The organism is Streptomyces sp. NPDC038707 (assembly GCF_040636485.1).
Taxonomy (GTDB): domain Bacteria; phylum Actinomycetota; class Actinomycetes; order Streptomycetales; family Streptomycetaceae; genus Streptomyces.
Genome location: NZ_JBEZUP010000012.1, coordinates 117,716 through 140,483, shown reverse-complemented (window position 1 = coordinate 140,483; position 22,768 = coordinate 117,716). Strand labels below are relative to the sequence as shown.

General features: G+C 72.4%; 15 protein-coding genes and 1 pseudogene. 6 read left to right on the top strand and 10 right to left on the bottom strand.

Going from position 1 to position 22,768, the window contains the following annotated elements:
* Positions 1-100 precede the first annotated feature (100 nt).
* The gene (locus AB0E62_RS18775; RefSeq protein WP_362194362.1) at positions 101-1,468 is read left to right on the top strand and encodes a cellulase family glycosylhydrolase; all 1,368 of its coding nucleotides are present in this window, start codon (positions 101-103) and stop codon (positions 1,466-1,468) included.
* Between the two features lie 76 nt (positions 1,469-1,544).
* Here AB0E62_RS18775 and AB0E62_RS18770 read toward each other — a convergent pair whose 3' ends face one another.
* The 4 genes from AB0E62_RS18770 to AB0E62_RS18755 are packed head-to-tail and all read right to left on the bottom strand — an operon-like array spanning position 1,545 to position 7,018.
* A complete protein-coding gene (locus AB0E62_RS18770) occupies positions 1,545-3,938 on the bottom strand; it encodes a glycoside hydrolase family 3 N-terminal domain-containing protein (protein WP_362194359.1) in 2,394 nt (797 codons plus the stop codon).
* A complete protein-coding gene (locus AB0E62_RS18765; RefSeq protein WP_268695810.1) occupies positions 3,935-4,753 on the bottom strand; it encodes a carbohydrate ABC transporter permease in 819 nt (272 codons plus the stop codon). The genes AB0E62_RS18770 and AB0E62_RS18765 overlap by 4 nt, the downstream gene beginning before the upstream one ends.
* Positions 4,750-5,706 (bottom strand): sugar ABC transporter permease, encoded by a 957-nt coding sequence (locus AB0E62_RS18760; RefSeq protein WP_362194356.1) that lies wholly within the window; start codon positions 5,704-5,706, stop codon positions 4,750-4,752. Before AB0E62_RS18760 ends, AB0E62_RS18765 begins: the two co-directional genes overlap by 4 nt.
* A 7-nt stretch (positions 5,707-5,713) precedes the next feature.
* Positions 5,714-7,018: an extracellular solute-binding protein gene (locus AB0E62_RS18755; RefSeq protein WP_362194353.1), complete on the bottom strand. Its 1,305-nt coding sequence runs from the start codon at positions 7,016-7,018 to the stop codon at positions 5,714-5,716.
* Positions 7,019-7,153: 135 nt separating this feature from the next.
* Between AB0E62_RS18755 and AB0E62_RS18750 the strand changes: the two genes are divergently transcribed.
* Entirely contained in the window at positions 7,154-8,176 is a 1,023-nt protein-coding gene (locus AB0E62_RS18750; protein ID WP_362194350.1) for a LacI family DNA-binding transcriptional regulator, read from the top strand.
* Positions 8,177-9,208: 1,032 nt separating this feature from the next.
* On the opposite strand, the gene AB0E62_RS18745 is transcribed toward AB0E62_RS18750, so the two are convergent.
* The gene (locus tag AB0E62_RS18745; RefSeq protein WP_362194347.1) at positions 9,209-10,291 is read right to left on the bottom strand and encodes an endo-1,4-beta-xylanase; all 1,083 of its coding nucleotides are present in this window, start codon (positions 10,289-10,291) and stop codon (positions 9,209-9,211) included.
* A 380-nt stretch (positions 10,292-10,671) separates the two neighbouring features.
* Between AB0E62_RS18745 and AB0E62_RS18740 the strand changes: the two genes are divergently transcribed.
* The 3 genes and pseudogenes from AB0E62_RS18740 to AB0E62_RS18730 all read left to right on the top strand — a co-directional run bounded on the left by AB0E62_RS18740 (position 10,672) and on the right by AB0E62_RS18730 (position 13,108).
* Positions 10,672-11,367, top strand: a complete 696-nt coding sequence (locus AB0E62_RS18740) for a glycoside hydrolase family 11 protein (protein WP_362194344.1) — start codon at positions 10,672-10,674, stop codon at positions 11,365-11,367.
* A gap of 68 nt (positions 11,368-11,435) precedes the next feature.
* Positions 11,436-12,116 (top strand): annotated as a pseudogene (locus AB0E62_RS18735) (polysaccharide deacetylase family protein); the annotation flags it as partial.
* A gap of 128 nt (positions 12,117-12,244) precedes the next feature.
* The gene (locus tag AB0E62_RS18730; protein ID WP_362194341.1) at positions 12,245-13,108 is read left to right on the top strand and encodes an LLM class flavin-dependent oxidoreductase; all 864 of its coding nucleotides are present in this window, start codon (positions 12,245-12,247) and stop codon (positions 13,106-13,108) included.
* Positions 13,109-13,159: 51 nt separating this feature from the next.
* Here the strand turns inward: AB0E62_RS18730 and AB0E62_RS18725 are convergent, their stop codons facing one another.
* Positions 13,160-14,239 (bottom strand): LuxR C-terminal-related transcriptional regulator, encoded by a 1,080-nt coding sequence (locus tag AB0E62_RS18725; RefSeq protein ID WP_362194338.1) that lies wholly within the window; start codon positions 14,237-14,239, stop codon positions 13,160-13,162.
* A gap of 475 nt (positions 14,240-14,714) precedes the next feature.
* Here AB0E62_RS18725 and AB0E62_RS18720 point away from each other — a divergent pair, with 475 nt between their 5' ends.
* Positions 14,715-16,487, top strand: coding sequence for a M28 family peptidase (locus AB0E62_RS18720; protein ID WP_362194335.1), 1,773 nt, complete (start codon positions 14,715-14,717; stop codon positions 16,485-16,487).
* A gap of 79 nt (positions 16,488-16,566) precedes the next feature.
* Here AB0E62_RS18720 and AB0E62_RS18715 read toward each other — a convergent pair whose 3' ends face one another.
* The 4 genes from AB0E62_RS18715 to AB0E62_RS18700 form a co-directional block, all read right to left on the bottom strand.
* Positions 16,567-17,313: a restriction endonuclease gene (locus tag AB0E62_RS18715; RefSeq protein WP_362194332.1), complete on the bottom strand. Its 747-nt coding sequence runs from the start codon at positions 17,311-17,313 to the stop codon at positions 16,567-16,569.
* 177 nt (positions 17,314-17,490) lie between these two features.
* Positions 17,491-18,762, bottom strand: a complete 1,272-nt coding sequence (locus tag AB0E62_RS18710) for an ATP-grasp domain-containing protein (RefSeq protein WP_362194329.1) — start codon at positions 18,760-18,762, stop codon at positions 17,491-17,493.
* Between the two features lie 10 nt (positions 18,763-18,772).
* Positions 18,773-20,878, bottom strand: a complete 2,106-nt coding sequence (locus AB0E62_RS18705; RefSeq protein ID WP_362194326.1) for a prolyl oligopeptidase family serine peptidase — start codon at positions 20,876-20,878, stop codon at positions 18,773-18,775.
* Positions 20,868-22,757 (bottom strand): MFS transporter, encoded by a 1,890-nt coding sequence (locus tag AB0E62_RS18700; protein ID WP_362194323.1) that lies wholly within the window; start codon positions 22,755-22,757, stop codon positions 20,868-20,870. The genes AB0E62_RS18705 and AB0E62_RS18700 overlap by 11 nt, the downstream gene beginning before the upstream one ends.
* Positions 22,758-22,768 lie beyond the last annotated feature (11 nt).

Below are 22,768 nucleotides of genomic sequence, written 5' to 3'. Positions count from 1 at the left end.
GCGCGGTCCCTCACCCTGGTCTTTCCCGGGTGCGCCTGGTAGCACAGAAGGGCTTGAAGTCCGCGCAAGGTCAGGGCAGTTGCCGTCCCGGAGGTCTCCCGTGCTGCGAGCGATGCTGACGGCGGGCGCGGTCCTCGCCGCGCTGCTGGCCCCCGCCACCGCCCGTGCCGATCCGGGCGGGCCTGGCATCCCCCCGCTCACCGACGGGCAGGGGCGGGTGCTCACCCTGCGGGGCTGGAACATCGAGGACAAGACGCACCGGGGCGAGCAGGCCCTGAGCGCGATCACCGAACGCCATCTGCGCGATCTGCGCGCCCAGGGCTTCGGCTTCGCCCGGCTGCTGGTCTTCTGGGACGACCTGGAGCCGAGGCCCGGGCAGTACAGCGAGAGGTACCTGCGCAGGATCGAGCGCGTCCTGGACTGGGCCGGACGCCAGGGCGTAGGGGTCGTCCTCGACGCCCACCAGGACGTCTTCGGGCCCGCCTTCGGCCACCGGGGCATACCCGAGTGGGCGACCAGGACCGACGGGCTGCCGTTCACCCCGCATCCGGACGACTGGTTCGCCGAGTACTTCGAGCCCGCCGTGCAGCGCGCCTTCACCCATCTCTACGAGGACGACGACCTGCGGCGCGCCCAGGCCCGGATGTGGCGCACGCTCGCCACCCGCTTCGCCGGCCATCCGGCCGTACTCGGCTACGACCTGATCAACGAGCCCATGGGCGAGCCGGGGCCCGGGGAGGACCTGCCGGCCGCCGCGCGCCGCATCGAACGCGAGCAGCTCACCCCGATGTACAACCGCCTGGCCGGCGCCGTCCGGCCGGCCGACCCGGACGCATGGCTGTTCGTCGAGCCGACCCCGGTCGTCGGCGAGGGCGTGGAGACGGGCCTCGGCCGCGTCCGCGATCCCCGCGTCGTCTACGCGCCGCACTTCTACGACACCGCGATGGAGGCGGGCGCCGACTACGACCCCGGGGCCGGCTGGATCGAGGCGTACGAGCGGGCCGTCACCGCGTACCCGGAGCGGTACCGGGTCCCCGTGGTGATCGGCGAGTGGGGTCCGCCGGACAGCTCGCTGCCGCACATGAACCGCTTCTACCGGGACGCCATGGCCTCGCTCGGCCGCTATGCCTCCGGCTGGGCGGGCTATGTGTGGTGCTACGGCGGCGGGTACTGCGCGCTCGACGGCAGCGGCGCCCTCCGCGCCAACAAGGAGCTGACCGTGGAGCCGTACGCCGAGGCCGTGGCGGGCACGGTGCGCTCGGCCGGCTACGACGGGGAGGCGGGCGTGTACCGGCTGGTCTACCGCGCGGCACCGCACGGCTCCCGGGTGAGCGTGCTGTCCGTGCCGCCGGGCGCCTGGCGGATCACGGCCGGCGGCGGGGCGGCCGCCGTACGGCGGACGGCCGGCCGGGCCTGGGTCCGGGCGGCCCCGGGCGCCCTGGTGACCGTCTCGGTGACGCGCGGGTGAGGACGGTCCCGGCGCGCGGCCGGCACGGCGATGACGCGCGGCCGGCCACCCGGGGGGGCCGGCCGCGCGCACCGGGTCAGGCGGCGGGGTCCGCCGGCCGTACGGTCTCCTGCTCGAACCGCGCGTGGAACCGGCGGGTGTGGTCCACGTGGCGTGCCGGGCCGGTCAGGGTCACCGTCGCGGTCAGGCGGGCCTCGGCGCTGGAGGCCGCGAGGCGCAGGTGCAGCTCGCCCGGCTCGACCACCCGGCGCCCGTCGCGGCCGGTGAAGGAGGCGAGGTCGGCCGACACGGTGACCCGTACCCGCCGCGTCTCCCCCGCGGCGAGCGGCACCCGGGCATAGCCGATGAGCCGCTGCACCGGCTGGACGACGGAGGCGACCGGGTCGTGCAGGTACAGCTGGACCACCTCGGTACCGGCCCGCTCCCCCGTGTTGCGCACGGTGAACGCGAGGGAGAACTCGCCTGCGGTGTCCGTCTCCGCCCGGCCTACGGTCAGCTCGTCCCAGTCGAAGGACGTGTAGGACAGGCCGTGCCCGAACGCGAAGGCCGCCGTGGGGTCGATGTTGGAGACATCGCTCGTCTGGGCGAGCCGTGCGCCGAGGTAGGTGGTGGGCTGGCCGCCGGTGCCGCGGGGCACGCTGACCGGCAGCCGTCCGGACGGGTTGGTCCGGCCGCTGAGCACACCGGCGATGGCGGTGGTGCCCTCCACCCCGGGGAAGAAGGACTGCACGATCGCCGCGGACTCGTCCACGGCCCGTCCCAGGGCGTAGGGCCGGCCGGCCAGCAGGACCGTCACCACGGGCGTGCCGGTTTCCAGCAGCGCGTCGAGCAGCCGCTGCTGGGCCCCGGGCAGGGCCAGGGACTCGGCGTCGCAGCCCTCGCCGCTGGTGCCCCGGCCGAAGAGGCCCGCGCGGTCGCCGAGGGCCACCACGACGACATCGGCCCGGCGCGCGGTGTCGACGGCCTCGGCGATGCCGAAGATGTCGCCGTCGTCCACTCCGGTGCCCTGGACGACGGTGAGTTCCGTCTCGGGGAACTCCTGCCGCAGGGCGTCCTCGAGGGTGGGCAGGTCGATGCCGGGCGGGATCTCCGGGTGGTGCACGCCGACGTGCTGGGGGAAGGAGTAGCAGCCCAGTACGGCGGCCGGCGCGGTGGCGTTGGGGCCGATCAGGGCGATGCTGCGGGGCCGGGCGAGGGGCAGGGTGCCGTCGTTGGTGAGCAGGACGACGGCCTCCTCCGCGACGGTCCGGGCCAGTTCCCGGTTCTCGGCGCTGTCCAGGTCGATCGTGCCGCGCAGGGCGCCGGGGTCGTTCAGGTCGGCTCCGCGCAGCGCGGCCGGGACCGGGTCCCAGCCGGCGTCGAGCAGGCCGAGCCGGGCCTTCTGGACGAGCACCCGGCGCAGGGCGCGGTCGATGAGTGCCTCGGGCACCCGGCCGGCGGCGACGGCCTCCGTGAGGTGCGCCCCGAACGTCTTCACGGTGGGCAGTTCCACGTCGACGCCGGCGCGCAGCGCGGTGGCCGCGGCGTCCGCCCAGTCCGCGGCGATCCCGTGCAGGGTCTTGAGGAAGGCGATGCCGAAGTAGTCGGCGACGACCGTGCCCTCGAAGCCCCAGGTGTCGCGCAGCAGCCCGGTGAGGAGGTCCTCGTCGGCCGCCGAGGGGATGCCGTCGGTGTCGGTGTAGGCGTGCATGACGGAGTCGGCCCCGCCCTCGCGGACGGCCATCTCGAAGGGCGGCAGCAGGACGTCCGCCCGCTCGCGCGGGCCCATGCCGACGGGCGCGAGGTTGCGGCCGGCACGGGAGGCGGAGTAGCCGGCGAAGTGCTTCAGGGTGGCGACGACACCGGCCGACCGCAGCCCCTGGACATAGGCGGTGCCGATGCTGCCGACGAGGTAGGGGTCCTCTCCGATGGTCTCCTCAACCCGGCCCCAGCGGGCGTCGCGCACCACGTCCAGGACGGGCGCGAGGCCCTGGTGGACGCCTACGGCGCGCATGTCGCGGCCGATGGCGGCGGCCATCCGGCGGATCAGGTCGGGGTCGAAGGTGGCGCCCCAGGACAGCGGGACGGGGTAGGCGGTGGCGCCCCAGGTGGCGAATCCGGCCAGGCACTCCTCGTGGGCCACCGCGGGGATGCCGAAGCGGTTCGCGGCGGCGATCCGGGTCTGCGTGCGCAGCAGGGACAGCGCGCCGAGCGCGGGGTCGACCGGTGCCGTGCCGAACGGGCGGGTCAGCTGGCCCAGTCCGGCGGGCAGCAGGGCGTCGAGATCGACGGCCTCCTCCATGTCGTGCTGGTGCGGGGCGACTTCACCGCCCTCGGCGGACGCGCCGACCCACACGCCGTACAGCTGGGCGGTCTTCTCCTCCAGGGTCATCGCGTCGATCAGCGCGGAGACGCGGGTGCCGATGTCCTGCGACGGGTCGTTCCACAGGGGGACTTCGGGGGTGGTCTCTACGGCCACGTTGGCGGTCACTTTCCTCCCATGCCCATCAGGCCCTGGACCAGGGCGCGGCGGGCGAACAGGTAGACGAGCAGGACGGGCACCATGGACAGCGTCACGGCTCCCAGCAGGCCGGGGATGTCGATGCCGTGGGCGGTCTGGAAGTTGTACAGACCGAGGGTGATCACCTTGGTCTCCTCGGACTGGGTCAGGACCAGCGGGAACAGGAAGCCGTTCCATGCCTGGAGGGCGGAGAACACGACGATCGTGGACAGTCCGCCGCGCGAGAGCGGTACGACGAGCTGGAAGAACATCCGCCGCGGGCTGGCCCCGTCCATGGTCATGGCCTCGAACAGCTCCGGGGAGATGTCCCGCATGGCCCCGCTGAGGATGAGTGCCGACATCGGCAGGCAGAACGCGGCGGTGGGCAGGATGACGCCCAGCAGGTTGTCGTAGAGCCCGGCCTCGCTGATCAGGTAGAACATCGGCACGATCACGGCCTGGGCGGGGATGGCGAGGCCCAGCAGGAACAGCCGGAAGATCTGCGAGGTGATCCGGGAGCGGCTGCGGACGATCGCGTAGGCGAGCGGTGGTACGAGCAGCAGCACCACGCCGACGACGCAGACGGTGACGATGATGGTGTTGAGGAAGTACCGGCCGAAGCCCGAGTCGAACGCCCCGGTGTAGTTGTCCAGGGTGAAGTGGTCGGGGAAGGACACGGGGCCCTTCCCGGCGTAGTCCTCCCGGGTGCGCAGGGTCGCGGCCAGCATCACGTACAGCGGCAGACCGACCACGACGAGCCAGACGATCGAGCCGGCTCCGGCGAGGTAGTTGGGGCGGCGCCTCATGACACCCCCTCCATGTCGCTGCGCATCTTGTCGTAGCCGGAGACGCGGACCACGATCAGCGAGACGATGGTGGCGGCGATGACCAGGCACAGGGCGATGGCCGAGCCGGCTCCGAAGTCGAAGCCCTTGAAAGCCTTCTGGTACATGTAGTAGGCGCTGATGGTGGTGTCGGTGCCCGGTCCGCCCTGGGTGAGGATCAGCACGGTCTCGAAGGTGGTGAGGCCGCCGACGATCATCAGGATCATCGAGGTGACGATCGAGTTGCGCAGCTGCGGCAGCGTGATGTGGAAGAACTGGCGGAAGCGCCCGGCGCCGTCGATCTCCGCCGCCTGGTACAGCACCGGCGGGATGGCCCGGGCCGCGCCCTGGTAGATGAGCGTGTGGAACGGGGTGAACTGCCAGGTGCTGACGAAGGCGAGGACACCGATGGCGGTGGCCTGTTCGCCGAACAGGTTGCCGTCGCCGAACAGCCAGGTCATCCGCGCGGGGATGCCGAAGTTCGGGTCGAGCAGCGCCCGCCAGAGCACCGAGACGGCGGTGGCGGACAGCAGCAGCGGGATGAAGTAGATCGCCGACAGGACGGCGCGGTTGCGCTGGTGTCCGGCGGCCCAGACACCGATCACGATGCTCAGCGGGGTCTGGAGGACCACGCCGAGGGCGGTGAGCAGCAGGGTGAGCCAGATGCTGCGGATCATCACCGGGTCGTCGAGGATGCGCTTCCAGTTGTCCGTGCCGACGAACTCGGGTGATCCGAGGCCGTCCCAGCTCATGAAGGACAGCACGGCGACCATGATGAGCGGGGCGATGGCGAAGAGGGCGAAGAACAGAGTGGCGGGCAGCGCCCAGAGGAAGTTAGGGCGGGTGCCGTGGGCGGCGTAGGAGTCCTCCGGCCGCCGCCGGGCCTTACGGGGGGCCGCGGCGGTGGACGGGGCGCTCGTGAGCTGTGTGGTCATGAGCGGTTCATTCGGTCGGGAGGGCCTGCATGGCCTTGATGAAACCGTCCGCGTCGAGCTGTCCGTTGAGGAACTGCTGAACGGCCTGGTGCATGGGCGTGCTGGCGGTCTGCGGGTAGGCCTGGTCCCAGGACAGCTGGAAAGACTTGGCCTTGGCCACCAGGTCGTACTGGAAGCGGGAGTACTCGGGGCTCGCCGACTGGTCGATGAACTGCGAGGTGGTGGTCGTGGTGGGCAGGTTGCCGATGGACAGCTGGGCCTTGACGAACTCGTCGGAGTACATGAGCTTCAGGAACTCGGCGACGGCCTCGGGGTGCTTGGTCTTCTTCAGCACCGAGTAGAAGTTGTTGGTGTTGCCGACGATGTTCGAGGCATCGCCCTTGCCGCCGGGGACGGTCGGGAACGCGGCGTAGCCGAGGCCCTTGGCGGCGAAGTCCTTGGCGTCCGTCTGCTGCTGCGAGTAGTACCAGGAGCCCATCAGCTCGAAGCCGGCCTTGCCCTGGGCGACCAGGGCGGGCGAGGAGCCGTTGGTGTACTTCACCGAGTCGTAGTTCTTGCCGAACGCGCCGGCGTCGACCAGTTGCTTGATCATGCCGAGCGCCTTCTTGCTGTCCGCGCTCGCCCAGGCGTCCTTGTCACCGCCGAGGGCCTTCTGGAACAGCCCGGGTCCGGCCACCCGGTCGTAGAGGTACTCGAACCACATCAGCGTGGGCCACTGGTCTCCGCCGCCGAGGGCGATGGGGGTGACGCCCGCGTCCTTCAGCTTCCGCACGGCGTCGAGCAGTTGGTCCCAGGTCTGGGGCTGCTTCACCCCGGCCTTGGCGAGCACGGTCTTGTTGCTGAACAGCAGCACCGGCTGGGTGCCGCGCATGGGGATGCCGTACGGCTTCCCGTCCACGACGGCGCTGTTGTAGACCGTGGGCAGGAACTTGTCGTCGAGGTTGGGATCCTTCTTGACGAAGTCGTCCAGCGGCATCAGCAGTCCGGCCTTGACGAAGGGCTTGATGCTGCCGCCGCCCCAGTTGAAGAACACATCGGGCGCCTGGGGGGTGCTGATGATGGTCTGCAGCTTCTGCTGGTAGTCGGCGCCGGGGATGGTGTCGAGGACCGCCTTGACCTTCGATGTCTTGTTGAAGGTCTCAACGATCTGCTTCTCGACCTTGTTGGCCGAGTCCCCGTAGACGAGCACATGGATCTTGCCGTCGTTCGAGGAACCCCCGCCGCTCCCGCTGCCGCACGCCGTGAGGGTCGCCGCCAGGGCCAGCGTCGCACCGCCGGCCACCAGTCTGGGCATCCGTGTACGCATGGTCATCCGCCTTCCGAAAGTTTCGGTATAAGAGCCGAAAGTCCTGCGGCTGGACAGTAGGAGGCGAGAGAAGAAATGGTCAACGGTCCTGCACGTACGCGGCCAAACCGTTACCCGGCGTGCGTGCCCTATGCTGCGTCCATGCGCGAAGAAGCCCAGGTCGGTCGGAGAGTCACCCTGGCAGCCGTGGCCAGAGAGGCCGGCGTCTCGCTTCCGACAGTTTCGAAGGTGCTCAACGGTCGTTCGGATGTGTCTCCCGCTACCCGGGCCAAGGTCGAGCGTCTGCTGGAGGCCCACGGCTACCGCCGGCGGAGCGCGGGACCGCCGCAGGCGCCGCTCATCGAGATCGTCTTCCATGAGCTGGAGAGCGTGTGGGCGATGGAGCTCATCCGCGGGGTGGAGAACGTCGCCAAGCAGAACGACGCGACCGTGGCGCTCACCGAGAGCGGCACCCGGCACGCGCCCGGCCCGGAGTGGATCGCGGGTGTCCTGCGCCGTCGCCCGCTCGGCGTCCTGCTGGTCTTCTCCACGGTGCCGGAGGACGTGAAACGGCAACTGCGCAGCCGGGCCATCCCGTTCGTCATCGTGGACCCGGCGGGCGATCCGGACCCCGACGTGCCGTCCGTCGGCTCGGCCAACTGGGCCGGGGGCATGGCCGCGACGCGCCATCTGACCGACCAGGGCCACGAACGCGTCGCCATCATCACCGGCCCCGAGGACCTGATGTGCTCGCTGGCCCGGCTCGACGGATACCGCTCGGCGATGGCGATGGCGGGGTACGAACCGGACCCGGCGCTGGTGCGGTTCGGTGACTTCCACGTCCAGGGCGGCTTCGAACAGGCGATGGACCTGCTGCGCCGCCCCGACCGGCCCACGGCGATCTTCGCCGGCAGCGACCTCCAGGCCCTCGGCGTCCTGGAGGCGGCCCGGGTGCTGGGCCTGAGCGTCCCCGGACAGCTGTCGGTGGTGGGCTACGACGACGTGCCTCCGGCCCGCTGGTCGAGCCCGCCCCTGACCACCGTCCAGCAGCCCCTCCAGCGCATGGCCGAGGAAGCGGCGCGCATGCTGCTGCGGCCCACGGACTCGAGGAAGTCGGCCCTGCGCATCGAACTGGCCACCCATCTGGTGATACGCCAGAGCACGGCTCCGCCCGGGGGCAGGTGAGGGGGACGGGGGCGGTGCGGTCGGGGGGAGACCCGCGGGCGGAGGACTCGGGCCGGCCGTCGGGGCGGAGTCCAAGGCCCCGCCCTGTAGGCCGACGGAGTGGACGGGGCCACGGGTGGAGCGGGCCGGGGGCGCGCTGGGGACGGGGGCGCGGCGGGCCGAGGGGTGCGCTGAAGACGGGGCCGGGGTGGAGCGAGTCGTGGGTGTGCACGGGCCGGGGGGCGGAACGCGCTCAGCGCCCGGCCGAGAGGACAGCCGGGTTCGGACCAGTCGTGGGCGTGCACGGAGAAGGAGACCGGAGCGGGGCGCGGTCAGCGCCCGGACGGGACGTGCGGACGGGGTCGGGCGGTCGCAGGCGCGCACGGCGGACCAGGCCGGAGCGGCGCCGGGTCAGGGCCTGAGCCGGGAGCAGGGTCGACGAGGGAGCGGGGTTCAGGGCCTCGACCGGGAGGGGAGCCGGAACAAGGGCTGAACGAGGGGCCGGTCGAAGGCGAGCAAGGCGGGGCACGGACGGTGGCCGGGGGTCGGCCGACGCTCAGCCGCTCGCCGGCCGGGGCACGCCCGCGCTGCGGGATACGGATCTGCACCGCCCGTTCCACCACCGGCACCCAGGTGTCCGCGCCCCGGGCCCCATCGCCCGGCGGTGCCGGCGGGCCGGCTCACCTCGTCGCGGCGGACGACCCGAGCCGACCCGGCACGCGGAGCGGCACCGGTGGCCGGCACGCGGGGACCGAGAGCACGCCGGGGCAGCGCGCCTGCCGTGGCGCCTCCCCCGCCCCCGACTCGGCAGTCAGCGCCGACCACCGACGACACCGACGGCCGACCGGACCCGAAACGACCGCACCACCAGCCACGGGCGCCTTCGGGCGGGCCCGCGGCCCGCCGCGGCCCGCCCGAGGGCGCCCCCGCTTCACCCGTCCGTCAGCGCGGCCGGCGCCACCGCCCCGGTGTTCCCGGCGGGCCCGGTGGCGTGCCGGCCCCCGTAGCTCCCGGGATCGCGCGCTCCCCCACACACCGGAGCGCCGGCCGCCCCTACGCGGCGGAGTGCGGCCGTGCCCGGCCCGTCAGCTGCTTCTGGAGGGTGCGGTACGCCGGCTTGGGGCGGTAGTTCTCGTCGAACAGGTTGGCCGCGCCCTCGCCGGGGAACGTGTCGGGCACCCAGGAGTACTTGTCGGTGAAGCCCCAGACGGTGAACGAGATGCAGTGCCGGGCGCGCAGACAGGCATCGAGCAGGCGCCGATAACCCTCGGCCTGGGTGGCCAGCTTGGCCTCGTCGGCCGGCGTCTCCATGCGGACGTCCGCCTCGGTCACGGCGGTCGCCAGCCCGAGCCGGTCGAAGCGGGCGAAGTTGGCCGCCATGTCGGTGGGCAGGCCGTACTGGATGCCGAGGTGCCCCTGGAAGCCGACCCCGTCGATGGGCACGCCCTCCGCCCGCAGACGGCTCACCAGGTCGTACACGGCGTCGCTCTTCGGGCCCGTCCACTCGGTGTTGTAGTCGTTGTAGAACAGCAGGGCGTGCGGGTCGGCCTCGTGGGCCCAGCGGAAGGCGTCGGCGATGTAGCCCGGTCCGAGCTTGCGCAGCCAGATGCTGTCGCGCAGGGTGCCGTCCTCGTTGAACGCCTCGTTGACGACGTCCCATTGCCACACCCGCCCCTTGAAGTGCCGGACGGTGTCGGTGATGTGGCGGTGCAGGATCTCCCGCAGCTGGTCGGCGCTGAAGTCGCCGGAGGTCAGCCAGGACGGCAACTGGTTGTGCCAGACCAGGACGTGGCCGCGCACCTTCTGCCCGTGCCGGTGGGCGAAGTCGAGGAGCCGGTCGGCGGCGGCGTAGTCGTACTCACCCTGGCGGGGTTCGATCGCCTCCCACTTCATCACGTTCTCCGGGGTGACGGTGGAGAACTCGGAGCCCGCCAGCCGGCGGTAGGCGGCGTCGTCGGCGAGCGCGGACATGTCGACCGCGGTGCCGATCCGCAGCCCGTCGTCGGCGGCGAGCTGCCGCAGCGGACGGTCCGCAGCGGCGGGGCCGCCCGACGCGCTCGCGGGGCTCGCGGTGAGCGGAAGCAGGGCGAGGCAGCAGGCCGCGGCGGCGGCCGCGGTGATACGGGGCAGGTTCACGAGCACTCCTGAAAAGCAGTCGAAACTTTCGGATTACGTGACGAGCGTTGCGTCACGCTAAACAGCCGCCCCCGCCCCGTCAACCGTCTGCACCATCACGGCCACGCCCGGTCCTACCAGCGGAGACGAAAGTTTCGGCATTACACCCACAGGTGGCTACAGAGTTTCGATGAAGTTTCGGAAACAGACGGATTGACCGTCGTTTCGGCCCGGCCGCATACTCTCCAGCAATCGAGCCCATCCCCCGGCAGGGACGGCCCCGTTCCGACACATGGCGCGTACATGCCATTTCAGCGGCCGGTCATGGCATCCCTACGCCCGGCACCCGCACCGCCGTGCCCGCCCCGGGCTTCCGCTCACCGCCCTCACCAGGAGGAAGCATGGACATGGACAACGCCCTCTCCCGCCCGATGAGCCGCAGGGGCTTCATCGGCCGCGCCGGCGCCCTGGCGGCGGCGACCACCGCCTCCGGCCTGCTGCTGCCCGGTACCGCCGACGCCGCCACCGTCATCACCACCAACCAGACCGGCACCAACAACGGCTTCTACTACTCCTTCTGGACCGACGGCGGCGGCGCGGTCTCGATGACCCTCAACTCGGGCGGCAACTACAGCACGTCCTGGACGAACTGCGGCAACTTCGTCGCGGGCAAGGGCTGGAGCACCGGCGGGCGCAGGACCGTGAGCTACTCGGGCAGCTTCAGCCCGTCCGGCAACGGCTATCTGGCCCTGTACGGCTGGACCTCGAACCCGCTGGTGGAGTACTACATCGTCGACAACTGGGGCAACTACCGGCCCACCGGAACGTACAAGGGCACGGTCAGCAGCGACGGCGGCACGTACGACATCTACCAGACGACGCGGTACAACGCCCCCTCCGTGGAGGGCACCAAGACCTTCAACCAGTACTGGAGCGTCCGGCAGTCCAAGCGGACCGGCGGCACCATCACCACCGGCAACCACTTCGACGCCTGGTCCCGCGTCGGCATGCCCATGGGCAGCTTCAAGTACTACATGATCCTCGCCACCGAGGGTTACCAGAGCAGCGGCTACTCCAACATCACGGTGAACGGCTGACCGGTCCCCGGTTCCCGTCCGCTCACCCCCGCCCGCGGTCCCGCACGACCCGAGGAGGACCCACCCGTATGCGCGCCGCACCCCGTTCCCTGCTGACCGGACTGGCCGTCGCCGCGACGGCCGTGGCCGGCACCGTCACCGCCGCCGTCGACGCCACCCCGGCGCACGCCGCCGCCTGCACCGGCTACGTCGGCCTCACCTTCGACGACGGCCCGTCCAACGACCACACCCCGGCCCTGCTCAACGCCCTGCGGCAGAACGGCCTGCGGGCCACGATGTTCAACGAGGGGCAGTTCGCCGCCGCCTACCCGGCCCAGGTCCGCGCCCAGGTGAACGCCGGCATGTGGGTCGGCAACCACAGCTACACCCACCCGCACCTGACCCAGCTCGGGCAGGCCCAGATCGACTCCGAGATCTCCCGCACCCAGCAGGCGATCGCGGCGGCCGGCGGCGGCACACCGCAGCTGTTCCGCCCGCCGTACGGGGAGACCAACGCCACCGTCCAGGCGGTGGAGGCCAAGTACGGCCTGCGGCAGATCATCTGGGACGTCGACTCGCAGGACTGGAACGGCGCGAGCACCGACGCGATCGTCCAGGCCGTGTCCCGGCTGGGCAACGGCCAGATCATCCTCATGCACGAATGGCCGGCCAACACCCTCGCCGCCGTCCCGCGCATCGCCCAGACCCTGGCGAGCAAGGGCCTGTGCGCCGGCCGCATCTCCCCCCAGACGGGCCGCGCCGTGGCCCCCTGACCCCGAAGGCCGTCCTCCCCGCCGGCCGAGCGCACCCCAGGGGCGGCCCCGGATCCCTTCCGGACCGCCCCTGGGGTGCGTCCGCGTCTCTTGCCCCTGGGCCACCGGCTGCGGATGCTTCGGGGATGCGCTTCTCCGTGAACATACCGAATTTCGGCGACTTCGCCGATCCACGGAACGTCGCGACCGTGGCGGTCGCCGCCGAACAGGCGGGCTGGGACGGCTTGTTCGTCTGGGACCACGTACTGCACCGGCGGCACCAGGGGCGACCTTTCGGGGACCCCTGGATGCTGCTGACCGCGGCCGCGCTGGCGACCTCCCGGATCCGGCTGGGCACCTTGCTGACCCCGGTCCCCCGCTACCGTCCGCAGCAACTCGCCCGCCAGGTGGCTACTTTGGACCACCTCAGCGGCGGCCGGGTCGTCTTCGCCGCCGGGCTGGGCGGCCCCCTCGAGGACGAGTACCACAGTTTCGGGGACACCGCGGAGCCGCGCCTGCTCGCCGAGCGACTGGACGAGGGGCTGGAGTTGGTGAAACGCTTCTGGTCCGGCGAGCCGGTGCGCCATGAGGGCCGGCACTATGAGGTCCGGGACGTGGCGCTGCTGCCGGCCACCGTGCAGCGGCCCGCCCCTCCGGTATGGATCGGCGGGTTCTGGCCCCGGCGGGCGCCCATGCGGCGGGCGGCGCGGTGGGACGGCGTGGTACCGCTGTTCGACACGGCCCGGCACGGGCAGGTGCCCGAGGTGGCGGAGGTGAGGGACCTCGTGGGCTATGTGCGCCGGCACCGCCCGGCCGGCACCGGCCGCCCCTTCGAGCTGGTGCTCGGCGGTGCCACGCCCCTGGACGCGGCCAAGGCCAGGGACGTCATCGGCCCCCTGCACGACGCCGGCGCCACCTGGTGGGACGAGCGGCAGCTCCAGAGCGGCCCCGACCTGGATCGCCTGGCCCCCGTGCTGCGCCGCGTCGAGGCGGGCCCGCCGGTGATCTAGCCACGGTACCGGCTCCCGGCCGCCCCCGGCCCTTCCCGCGGGGCGGCCGGTTCAGTCCACCAGGCCGAGGCGGACGGCGGTCACCCCGGCCTCGAACCTGCTGGAGGTGCCGAGTTTGCCCATGATCCGGCGCATCAGCCGGCGCAGGGTGCGGTCGGAACAGTCCAGCCGGCGGGCGATGGTCTCGTCCTTCGCGCCGGTGGCCAGCAGCGCCAGCACCTCGCGCTCGAGCGCGGAGAGTTCGGGCCCGGCGGACCCCGGCCCCGCGGGCTCCGGGCCGGCGGGCCCGGTCCCGGCGCACTCCGGGCCGGCGCATCCCGGCCCGGTGGCCCCCGGGCCCGCGCGCCGTTCGGCGTGCGGCCGGGCGAGGTCCCAGGCGTGGAGGAAGACCCGGGCGAAGCACTGGGCGACGGGCCCGCTGTGCAGGATGACGTCACCGCCCTCGCCCCGCGGTCCGGCCCCCACCCCGATGACGACGACCGCGCGGTCCATGATGTTCATGTGGAGCGGCACCGTCGCCGCGACCCGCACCTCGACCCCGGCCTCGATCAGCGCGTGCAGATAGCGGGCCGGCGCGGGCGAGCGCAACGCCTGCTGGGAGGTGAGCAGGCGCATGCGGATGCCGGCGGCCGCCATCTCCAGATCCCGCACGAGGCTGGCGTCCAGAACGCGCGCGCCGGGGAAGGTGTTGCGCATCGCCAGGAACTCCTCCCGGCTCAGCGCGTCCAGTTCCTCCAGCCGCCGCCGGGTGCGCTCGCGGTCGGTGAAGAACTCCGTCTCCACGGTTTCCCGGGCGCCGGGCCGGGGGGCCGGCAGCAGGGACAGTACGTCGTCCAGTGCCCGGGCGTCCCGGGCGAGCCCCTCGGCCGTCTCCCGCAGGCGGCGCCGGTGCTCCGAGACGACGTGCCGCAGCGCGCGCTCCGGGGGGCTGAGCCGTTCACCGCTCGGGTCCAGGAGCCGCCGCTCCGCCAGCCACCCGGCCAGCTCGGCGGAGAGGCCCCGCAGTTCCGCCCGCTCGGTGGCGTGCCGCGCGTCCGACGTCTCGATCCGCTCCCTCATGGCCAGATAGGCCTCCTTCGCCTCGGAGTCCGTCGGCCGCCGCCCCCGCGAAGGGTTCTCCCGCGCACGCATGCGCGCACGATACGGGCGGCCCGCACCGGAAGCCAGAGCGGTCATCCGGCCCCGGACAGCCGGACGGCGGCTCCGGCCGGAAGCGGACGCGCAGGCGGCGGGCCCGGCCCGAAGCGCACGGGTGAGCCACCTCCCGCCCCGCCCCGAAGCGCACGGGTGAGCCACCCGCCGCCCCCGCCCCGAAGCGCACGCGCGGGCGGCCGGTCTGGCCAGGAGCGGACGTGCCGGTTTCGGCCAGGGGCGACCGGCGGGCGGGGCCGTTAGCCTCGTGGCCGCCCGCCCGGTTCCTCGGGGCCCCGGCACGTCCGTACGGCACCCGTGCCGGCGTCGGCCGGGAGGGCGGGCGGGAGCCGTTGATCCGGCCGGTCCCGCGCGCCCATGCTTGACGAGGGCTTGGCATGCGCATGCTCATCAGGGAGTGCGGCTCATCCGAGTCCGCCGCACGCCTGACGTTTCCTCCACCCCACAAGGAGACATGGTGCTACGACCACGAAGACTGTCCCTGGCGGGCCTGGCGCTGGCCACGGCCGCCGCGGGCCTCACCCTGCTGCCCGCGAGCGCCGAGGCGGCCCCCGGGCGCCACCTCCCCACGGCGGCCCACGCTCCCGCCCCCGCCGCCGCCCAGGCCGCCGCCGCGCCCGACATCGACGTCACCAGGGTGCAGGCACACCTCACCGAGCTGAACGCCATAGCCACCCGCAACGGCGGCAACCGCCGTTCCACCGGCCAGGGTTACCGCGACTCGGTCGCCTATGTGAAGGGCAAGCTCCAGGCGGCCGGTTACACCGTCACCGAGCAGGCCTGCACCTCGGGCTGCACCAGCGGCGCCGGACCCAACCTGATCGCCGAGTGGCCCCGCGGGGACGCGTCGAAGGTGTACATGTTCGGCTCGCACCTGGACGGTGTCTCCGCCGGCCCCGGCATCAACGACAACGGCTCCGGCAGCGCCACCCTCCTGGAGGTCGCGCTGAAACTGGCCCAGACCGATCCCGCCATGGCGGCACGCGTCCGCTTCGGCTGGTGGACGGACGAGGAGCAGGGCCTGAACGGCTCGGACTTCTACGTCCGTTCGCTGACCTCCGCCCAGCGCTCGGCGATCAAGGCGTACTACAACTTCGACATGGTCGCCTCGCCCAACGGCGGCTACTTCATCAACCACATCACCTCGGCCGCCGCCGCGCCGATGAAGGCGTACTGGGACTCGCTGAGCCTCCAGCCCGAGGAGAACACCGAGGGCGCGGGCCGCTCCGACGACTACTCCTTCGAGAACTACGGCATCCCGACCTCCGGTTACGCCATGGGCGCGAGCGCCCGCAAGACCTCGGCGCAGGCGGCCAAGTGGGGCGGCACGGCGGGCGCCGCGTACGACGGCTGCTACCACTCCTCGTGCGACACCACCAGCAACATCAACGCCACCGGCCTGAACCGCAGCGCGGACGGTGTCGCCTACACGCTGTGGAAGCAGGCGGTCTCGGACACCGCCCCGGCGAACGACTTCTCCCTCTCGGTGAACCCGGCCACCGGCAGCACCGACCCGGGGACCTCGCTGACCACCACCGTGTCCACGGCGACCACCAGCGGCTCGGCGCAGACGGTCAGCCTGTCCGCCTCGGGTGCCCCGGCGGGCGTCACCGTCTCCTTCAGCCCGGCCTCGGTGACCTCCGGCGGCTCGTCCACGGCGACCGTCTCCGTCGGCTCGTCCGTGCCGCCCGGCAGCTACCCGCTCACCCTCACCGGCACCGGCACGGCCACGCACAGCGCCTCGTACACGCTGACCGTCAAGGGCGCCGGCGGCTGCACACCGGCCCAGGTCCTCTCCAACGGCGGCTTCGAGAGCGGTACGACGCCGTGGACGGGTGACACCGGGGCGATCGGCACGTTCAGCGGCCAGTCCGCGCACTCCGGGTCCCGGTACGCCTGGCTGGCGGGGTACGGCTACGCGGCCAGCGACAGCATCGGCCAGACGGTGACCGTCCCGGCGGGCTGCGCGAAGGCGACCCTGCGGTACTGGCTGCACATCGACACCGCCGAGTCGGGCACGACGGTTTACGACACCTTCCAGGTCAAGGTGAACGGCACCGCGAAGCAGACCTGGTCCAACGCCGACGCGGCCACCGGGTACACCGAACGCACCCTCGACCTGAGCCAGTACGCCGGCCAGCAGATCACGCTGACGTTCACGGCCACCGAGGACTCCGGCCTCCAGACCAGCTTCGTCGTCGACGACGCGACCCTGACGACCGGCTGACCGCCGCCGGTAGCCGCGGGGGAGCCGGACGCCCTGTCCCGGCTCCCCCGCGGTCGAAGGCCGGCAGGCTCGGCGCCGCCTACGCCGCCGCCCAGGGTGCCGGTCCGGTGCCCTCGTGCCACGCCCGCAGCGCCGTCCGGTCGACACACACGATCCCGCACTGCGCGGCGTACTCGACGGCCGGCGCGGTGAAGTCGCTGGTGGTGACGAGGACCGCGACATCGGCCTCGTGCACGGTGTAGCACGTGCCGCCGAAGCGCTGCAGATCCTGCGAGCCGACCCGGTTCCCGTCGCCGTAGCGCTTGCACTGGACGACCACCCGCCGCCCGTCCGGGGCCACGGCCAGCACATCGGCGCCCAGGTCACCGGCGCCGCCGACGACTTCGACAGCGGTGCAGCCGTCCCGCTCGCACAGGCCGGCCACCGCCTGCTCGAACTCGTCGGCGTCCAGGGCATCGAAGTCGTACGCCGGGACATCCGCGGCATACAGGGCGGCGGCGGGCGGGGCGGCCGCCGGGGGTGCCTCCCACTCCTCCAGCGCCGTGTGCACGCCCTCCTCCAGCGCCGCGGCGGCCCGCCGGGCGGTCCCGGCGGCGAGACGGCGGTGCCGCCGCAGGCGCCCCCACGCCAGAACGGCGGCCAGGCCCCCCAGGCACAGGACGACCACCCAGGCGGGACGCCGTTCGGCGGTCCCGGCCAGCGTCCGGACGACGAACCCCAGGACGCACAGCACCAGGGCGGCGAGGACGAAGAACAAGGCGGTCGAGCGCAGATCGAACGACCGGCGGCCGGTGTGCGGCCGTACACGGCGTGCGGGCACGGTCACGAGGCGCCCCCCTTCCCCTGACGGAACGTGAAGATCACATCCGTCTGCCCGCAAAACCCCCGCCCACCACACGCGCCGCCGCCGCACAGCCGTCAGTGGGCGGCGGTCCCCACTCGCGCAGGAGGACGAGGAGGGCCGTGTCGGCCTCCTCCGCGTGTGCGTGCCGGGGCGAGGCGCTCAGTCGCTGTCGGGTTCGACGTCGTAGAACCCCGTTCCGTCCAGATACCGAGCGGTCATGATGTCGTGCATGACCGTGGCGGCCGTTCCGTGCACGAGGTAGACCCGCAGGGGATAGGTCCAGTCGTCCACCGTCGCGCGCACGCGACCGCCGGGCCGCACCGCCATCGCCACGTGGTGGAAGCTGTCGAGGGCCCGCAGCCGCGCCATCTTCGGATAGCCGCGCAGCACGCCGCTCTCCGGCGCGATCATGTTCACCAGGCCCGCGTGGCGGACGAGTTCGTAGCCGTCGCCGGCGCTCTCCATGAAACCGTCGGGATCCGCGTACGCGTCCACGGTCCATTCGATCTGGCTCTTGCCGATCGCGGCCCGCACCGGGACGTGGAGGTCCGCACCGCACACCCGGGCGGCGGTCTCGATGAGGCGCGGCCCCTTCGGGGTCAGTTTGAGTTCGGTGTGCGCGGCGCCGTTCAGCACCCCGAGGGCGTCCAGCACCCGGAACGTGTAGGCGGCCAGTTCGTCCTGGGCGTCACCGTGCCGAGGCAGCAGGAGCGCACTGGCCCCCAGGTCCCTGACCCCGTTCGCACTGATGTGGTGCATGCCCCAGATGTCGGTGACGTGGTGCCGCCCCTGACAGCTCACCGTGTTGACGATGTACTCCCCGCCTTCGAGGTATTCCTGCGCGAGGACAGCCCGGTTCCTGTCGCCCAGTGCGCTGCCGGAACCGATCAGCCGGTCGAAGGCCGCGCGCACCTGTTCCGCGTCCTCGCAGAAGGTGACACCGTCGTTGCCGGCGCTCCGCACCGGTTTCAGCACCACCGGGCCGCCGGCCCGGGCGTACCAGTCCAGCAGGCCGTCGGCATCCGTCGCGAGGATCTGCTCGGCGGTGGCCACCCCGGAAGCCCGCACCGTCTCCAGCATGTCGTACTTGTTGCGACGGGCGCCGCTCAGTTCCGTCCCGTTGGTCCGTACTCCCAGGGCCTCGCTCAGGATGTCCGCCAGTTCGACACCGCTCTCCATCCCCGGGACGACACATTCCGGGTCGTGGCGCGCGACGGCCTCGACGGTCTCGGCGGCGTCTCCCGTGTGCACGATCTCGGCGTCGAAGTCGTCCGGCGCGTAGCTGCGTTCGTATGCGGGGTGCACGACTTTCGCGCTCCGCACATGGACACAGTCGAACCCCTTCTTCCTGAACACCGGTGCCAGGCACCGTCCGCTGGAGAAGGCGTCGACGATCACGACGACTCGGCGTCCTGCCGATGTGCCACGCATACGAACCTCGCTATCGGTACTGCGGATCATGTTCAGGGTTCAGCTGGAGGCCCGTGTACCGGGCGAGGAACGCCAGGGTGTCCGCGGCCAGTCGGGCCACCCGGCTGAGGGATCTTCCCTTGTGTCCGACCTCGGATTCACCGCGCAGCACGACGGGCGCCGCGCCGCTCGTCGCCCTTTGCAGGGCGGCGCACATCTTCCGGGCGTGCATCGGATCGACCCGGGCGTCGTTCTCGGACACCGTGAAGAGAACGGCCGGGTACTGCGTCCCCTCACGCACATGGTGATAGGGGGAGTAACCGAGCAGCCAGCCGAACTCTTCCGGGACGTCCGCGGAGCCGTACTCGGCGGCCCACAGCCGGCCCTGCCCGAACCGCTCGTATCTGACCATGTCCAGCAGCGGGGCCTCGCACACCACGGCCCGGTACAGTTCGGGCCGCTGCGTGAGCGCGGCGCCCACCAGCAGACCTCCGTTGGAGCCGCCGTGGATCCCGAGCCGGGCCGCGGTGGTCCAGCCGCCGTCGATCAGGGCCTGTGCGGCGGCGTGGAAGTCGTCGAAGACCCGTTGCTTGTGCTGCCTCATCCCGGCCCGGTGCCACTCCTCCCCCTCTTCACCGCCCCCGCGCAGGCCGGCCACGGCGTAGACACCGCCGGCCTCCACCCAGGCCAGGACGGACGGGTCGTACTCGGGGACCATGGCGGCGCCGAAGCCTCCGTAGCCGAAGAGGATCGCCGGCCGTGGGCCCGACCGGTGCAGCGGCTCGACGACACGCAGGTGCACGGTGGTTCCGTCGGCGGAGCGGTAGCCGACCTGGGAACTCTTCACCGGGGGAACGTCCACCGACCCGGGGGCCTGGGCCCAGGTGTCCGTGGTCCCGAAGCGTGCGTCGTACCGGAGGATCACTCCCGGCGTGGTGCTGTCGGTGTAGGAGAACCAGGCCTCGTGCCCGCCTTCGGGCCGCTCGAACAGGCCCCCCACGCTGCCGACGCCCGGGAGGGGCACCGTGCCCGTCCGGTCGCCGGTCTCCAGGTCGTGCACCGTCACCTCGTTGGCGGCGTGCCGTGTCCAGCAGACCAGCAGAACGGGACGGCCCAGCGCGGGTCCGTCCAGGATGGCGAAGTCCGTCAGGACCGCCTCCGGGTCCTCCGGCACCAGGTCGCGCCAGGCGCCGTAGGAAAGGTCGCAGAAGGGGGCGACGCACAGCCGTGAGCGTGGGGCGTCCCGGTCCGTGAAGATGTAGGCGCGGCCGTCCCGCCACATGTAGATGCCGCTGTCGGCCTCGACGCCGGCCTGGACCTCCCGGAACACGGGTGCCTCGGGGCCGTGTGCCGACAGGTCGCCGACCCAGAGGTCACTGCGGTTCTCGGTGCCCTCGGACGCCCCGAGGCTCAGCCATCGCCCGTCCTGGCTGACGAGCAGGCCGTAGTCGTACGTGTCGGGCAGGTCCTCGCCGAAGATCAGGACGTCGTCCGCGTCGGGATCGGTGCCGACCCGGTGCAGGTGGACCCGCCGTCCGGGCCCGGCTCCGCTCACCGGCCCGCTGCCCGCGGGGAGTTGCCGTACGTAGTAGTAGGCGCAGCCGCCGGGGAGCCAGGCGATGGCCGCGTGACGGACGCGTGGCACGGGTCCCTCGAGGGGCTCGCCGGTGGCGACGTCGAGCACGTGGAGACTCGACTCCTCGGTGCCCGCGCGCGACGTCTTGTAGGCGAGCCGGCGGCCCTCCGGGTCCGGTTGCCACGCGTCCAGGGTGGTGGTGCCGGTGGGGTCCAGCAGGAGCGGGTCGACGAGGACGCGCTCGTGTCCCGCGCCGTCCACCGTCAGCAGAACCGCGCGCTCCTGGTCCGGGCGGCGGCGGGTGAGGAACCGGCGCTCGCCCCTCCAGACCGGGGCGCTGACCGTCCCGGCACCCATGAGTGCGGTGATGCGCGCGCGCAGCGCGTCGCGACCGGGCAGTGCGCCGAGCACCCGGTCGCACAGGGCACGCTGGGCGGCCGACCAGGCCCGGGTCTCCTCGCTGTCCGCGTCCTCCAGCCACCGGTAGGGGTCGTGTACGGTACGCCCGTGCAGAATCCGGGGTTCCGGGTCCCGGCGGGCGTGCGGATACTCAATGTCCATGATCCGGCTCCCGGGATCCCGCCTGGGCCGCGAAGGCCGGCAGGGCCGGCCCGCTCAGGGTGGTGAAGTCCCCTCCGTGGAAGACGAGAGGGGCCGTGTTGCCTTCTTCGGAGGCGGTGAAGGACACGAGGCGGGCGAGCACGACGGAGTGGTCTCCGGCCGCGACCACGCTCTGCACGACACACTCGATCCACGCCGAGCCGCCTGCCAGCAACGGAGCCCCGGTGTGCGCGCCTGGTTCCCAGGGATGCCCCTCGAACAGTTCGGCACCCGAGGGGCGGTCGCCGCCGGCGAAGTGCACGGCCACCCCGCGCTGTCGCTCCGCGAGGACGGTGATGCCCAGCGGCGAGCCCTCGGCGATCAGGGAATCGAGCCGGGAGCCGCGCCGGACGGACACCATGACGAGCGCCGGATCCAGCGAGACCGTGGCGAAGGAATTGAGTGTGGTCGCGTGCGGAGTCCCGTCCACGACGGTCGACGTGACGGTCACACCGGTCGCGAACGACCGCCCCGCCTGCCGCAGGAGCAGCGCCGCCGCCTCCGGGTCCGGCTGGTCGATTCCCTTCACCTCCCCGGCGGTTGCCCGCCGTTCCTCCGGTACGGGTTCGGTCTCGTCCTTGTCCTTGCCCTTGCCCTCGTCCTCGTCCTCGTCCTCGTCCGGGTGGACCTTGTCGCCGTAGCGGCGCAGGGCGGCGCCGCCGATGAGGGCCGATCCGAGGGCGGCGAGGGCGGCGGCGGCCAGCAGCGCGGGAAAGGTGCCGCGCACGGAGCCGGCGGTGGTGACACCGAGGAACGCCCCGACGCTGACCGCCACGCCGGCGAAGGTCGCCAGGGTGAAGAGGCCGGAGACCCGCCCGGCCACGTCGACCGGTTCGTTCTCGAGGATCCGGGACTGGAACGCCACCGCGAACACCTGGCCGCCCAGCAGCATGACCGAGCTGGCGAGCAGCGCGACCCACACGTGGGCCATGAAGGCCATGCCGGCCAGGGACAGGGCCACGACGAACGCGGCGAGCACCCCTGGACGCAGCCCGCGCCGCTTGGCCAGCCGCCCGGCGAGGGTGGCCCCGGTCAGCGCGCCGACGCCGTTGGCCAGGTTGATCGCGCTCAGCCACGCGGCGCCGCTTCCGAGGTAGTCCCTGGCCACCACGTTGGGGTACACGTTGATGAGTCCGGCCCCGGCGTTCAGTGCGAACACGCCGGCCAGGAGCAGTCTGCTGGCGGCCGTCAGGCCGGGCCTCGCCGTGCCGTCCGCTCCCGGTGATCTCAGGGCGCCGGCCGGCGTGGGTGCCGGTGTCAGCCCGATCAGCAGCAGCCCCGACACCACGAACGTGATGATGTCCAGCCCGATCAGCACGGGGAGGTCCGCCGCCTGGAGGATCAGGGGCCCGGCGGCGGTGCCCAGGATGAACATCGACCAGTCGATCCGGGAGACCGCGGCCAGGGCCTGGGGAATCCGCTCGGCCGACAGGGTCCTGCGCAGATAGGCGGTCTGCGCTGCGGTGAAGAGGGGGGTCAGCAGGCTGAGGAAGCCCATCACACCCACCGTGGCCGTCGAGGTGGATCCCGCTCCGCCCCCTACGACGGCCAGCAGCGCCACCAGCACCACGGCGCGCAGGACATCCAGGCCGATCAGCGTGCGCCGGGTGTCTCCCCGGTCGGCCAGGGGGGCCAGCAGCCTCGAACCGAGCAGGATCGGCACGTAGACCAGGATGATCGCCGTGGCCAGCGTCGCGGTGGAGCCGTGGCTCTGGTTGTACGCGTAGTAGACGACCCCGGTGCGGAACAGCCAGTTGCCGAACTGGCTGACCGCGTACGCCGACAGCAGGAAGCGCAGCGAGCGCCGTTCGGTGCGCTGCCCGCGCGCGACGGATGACATGTGGTGCTCCT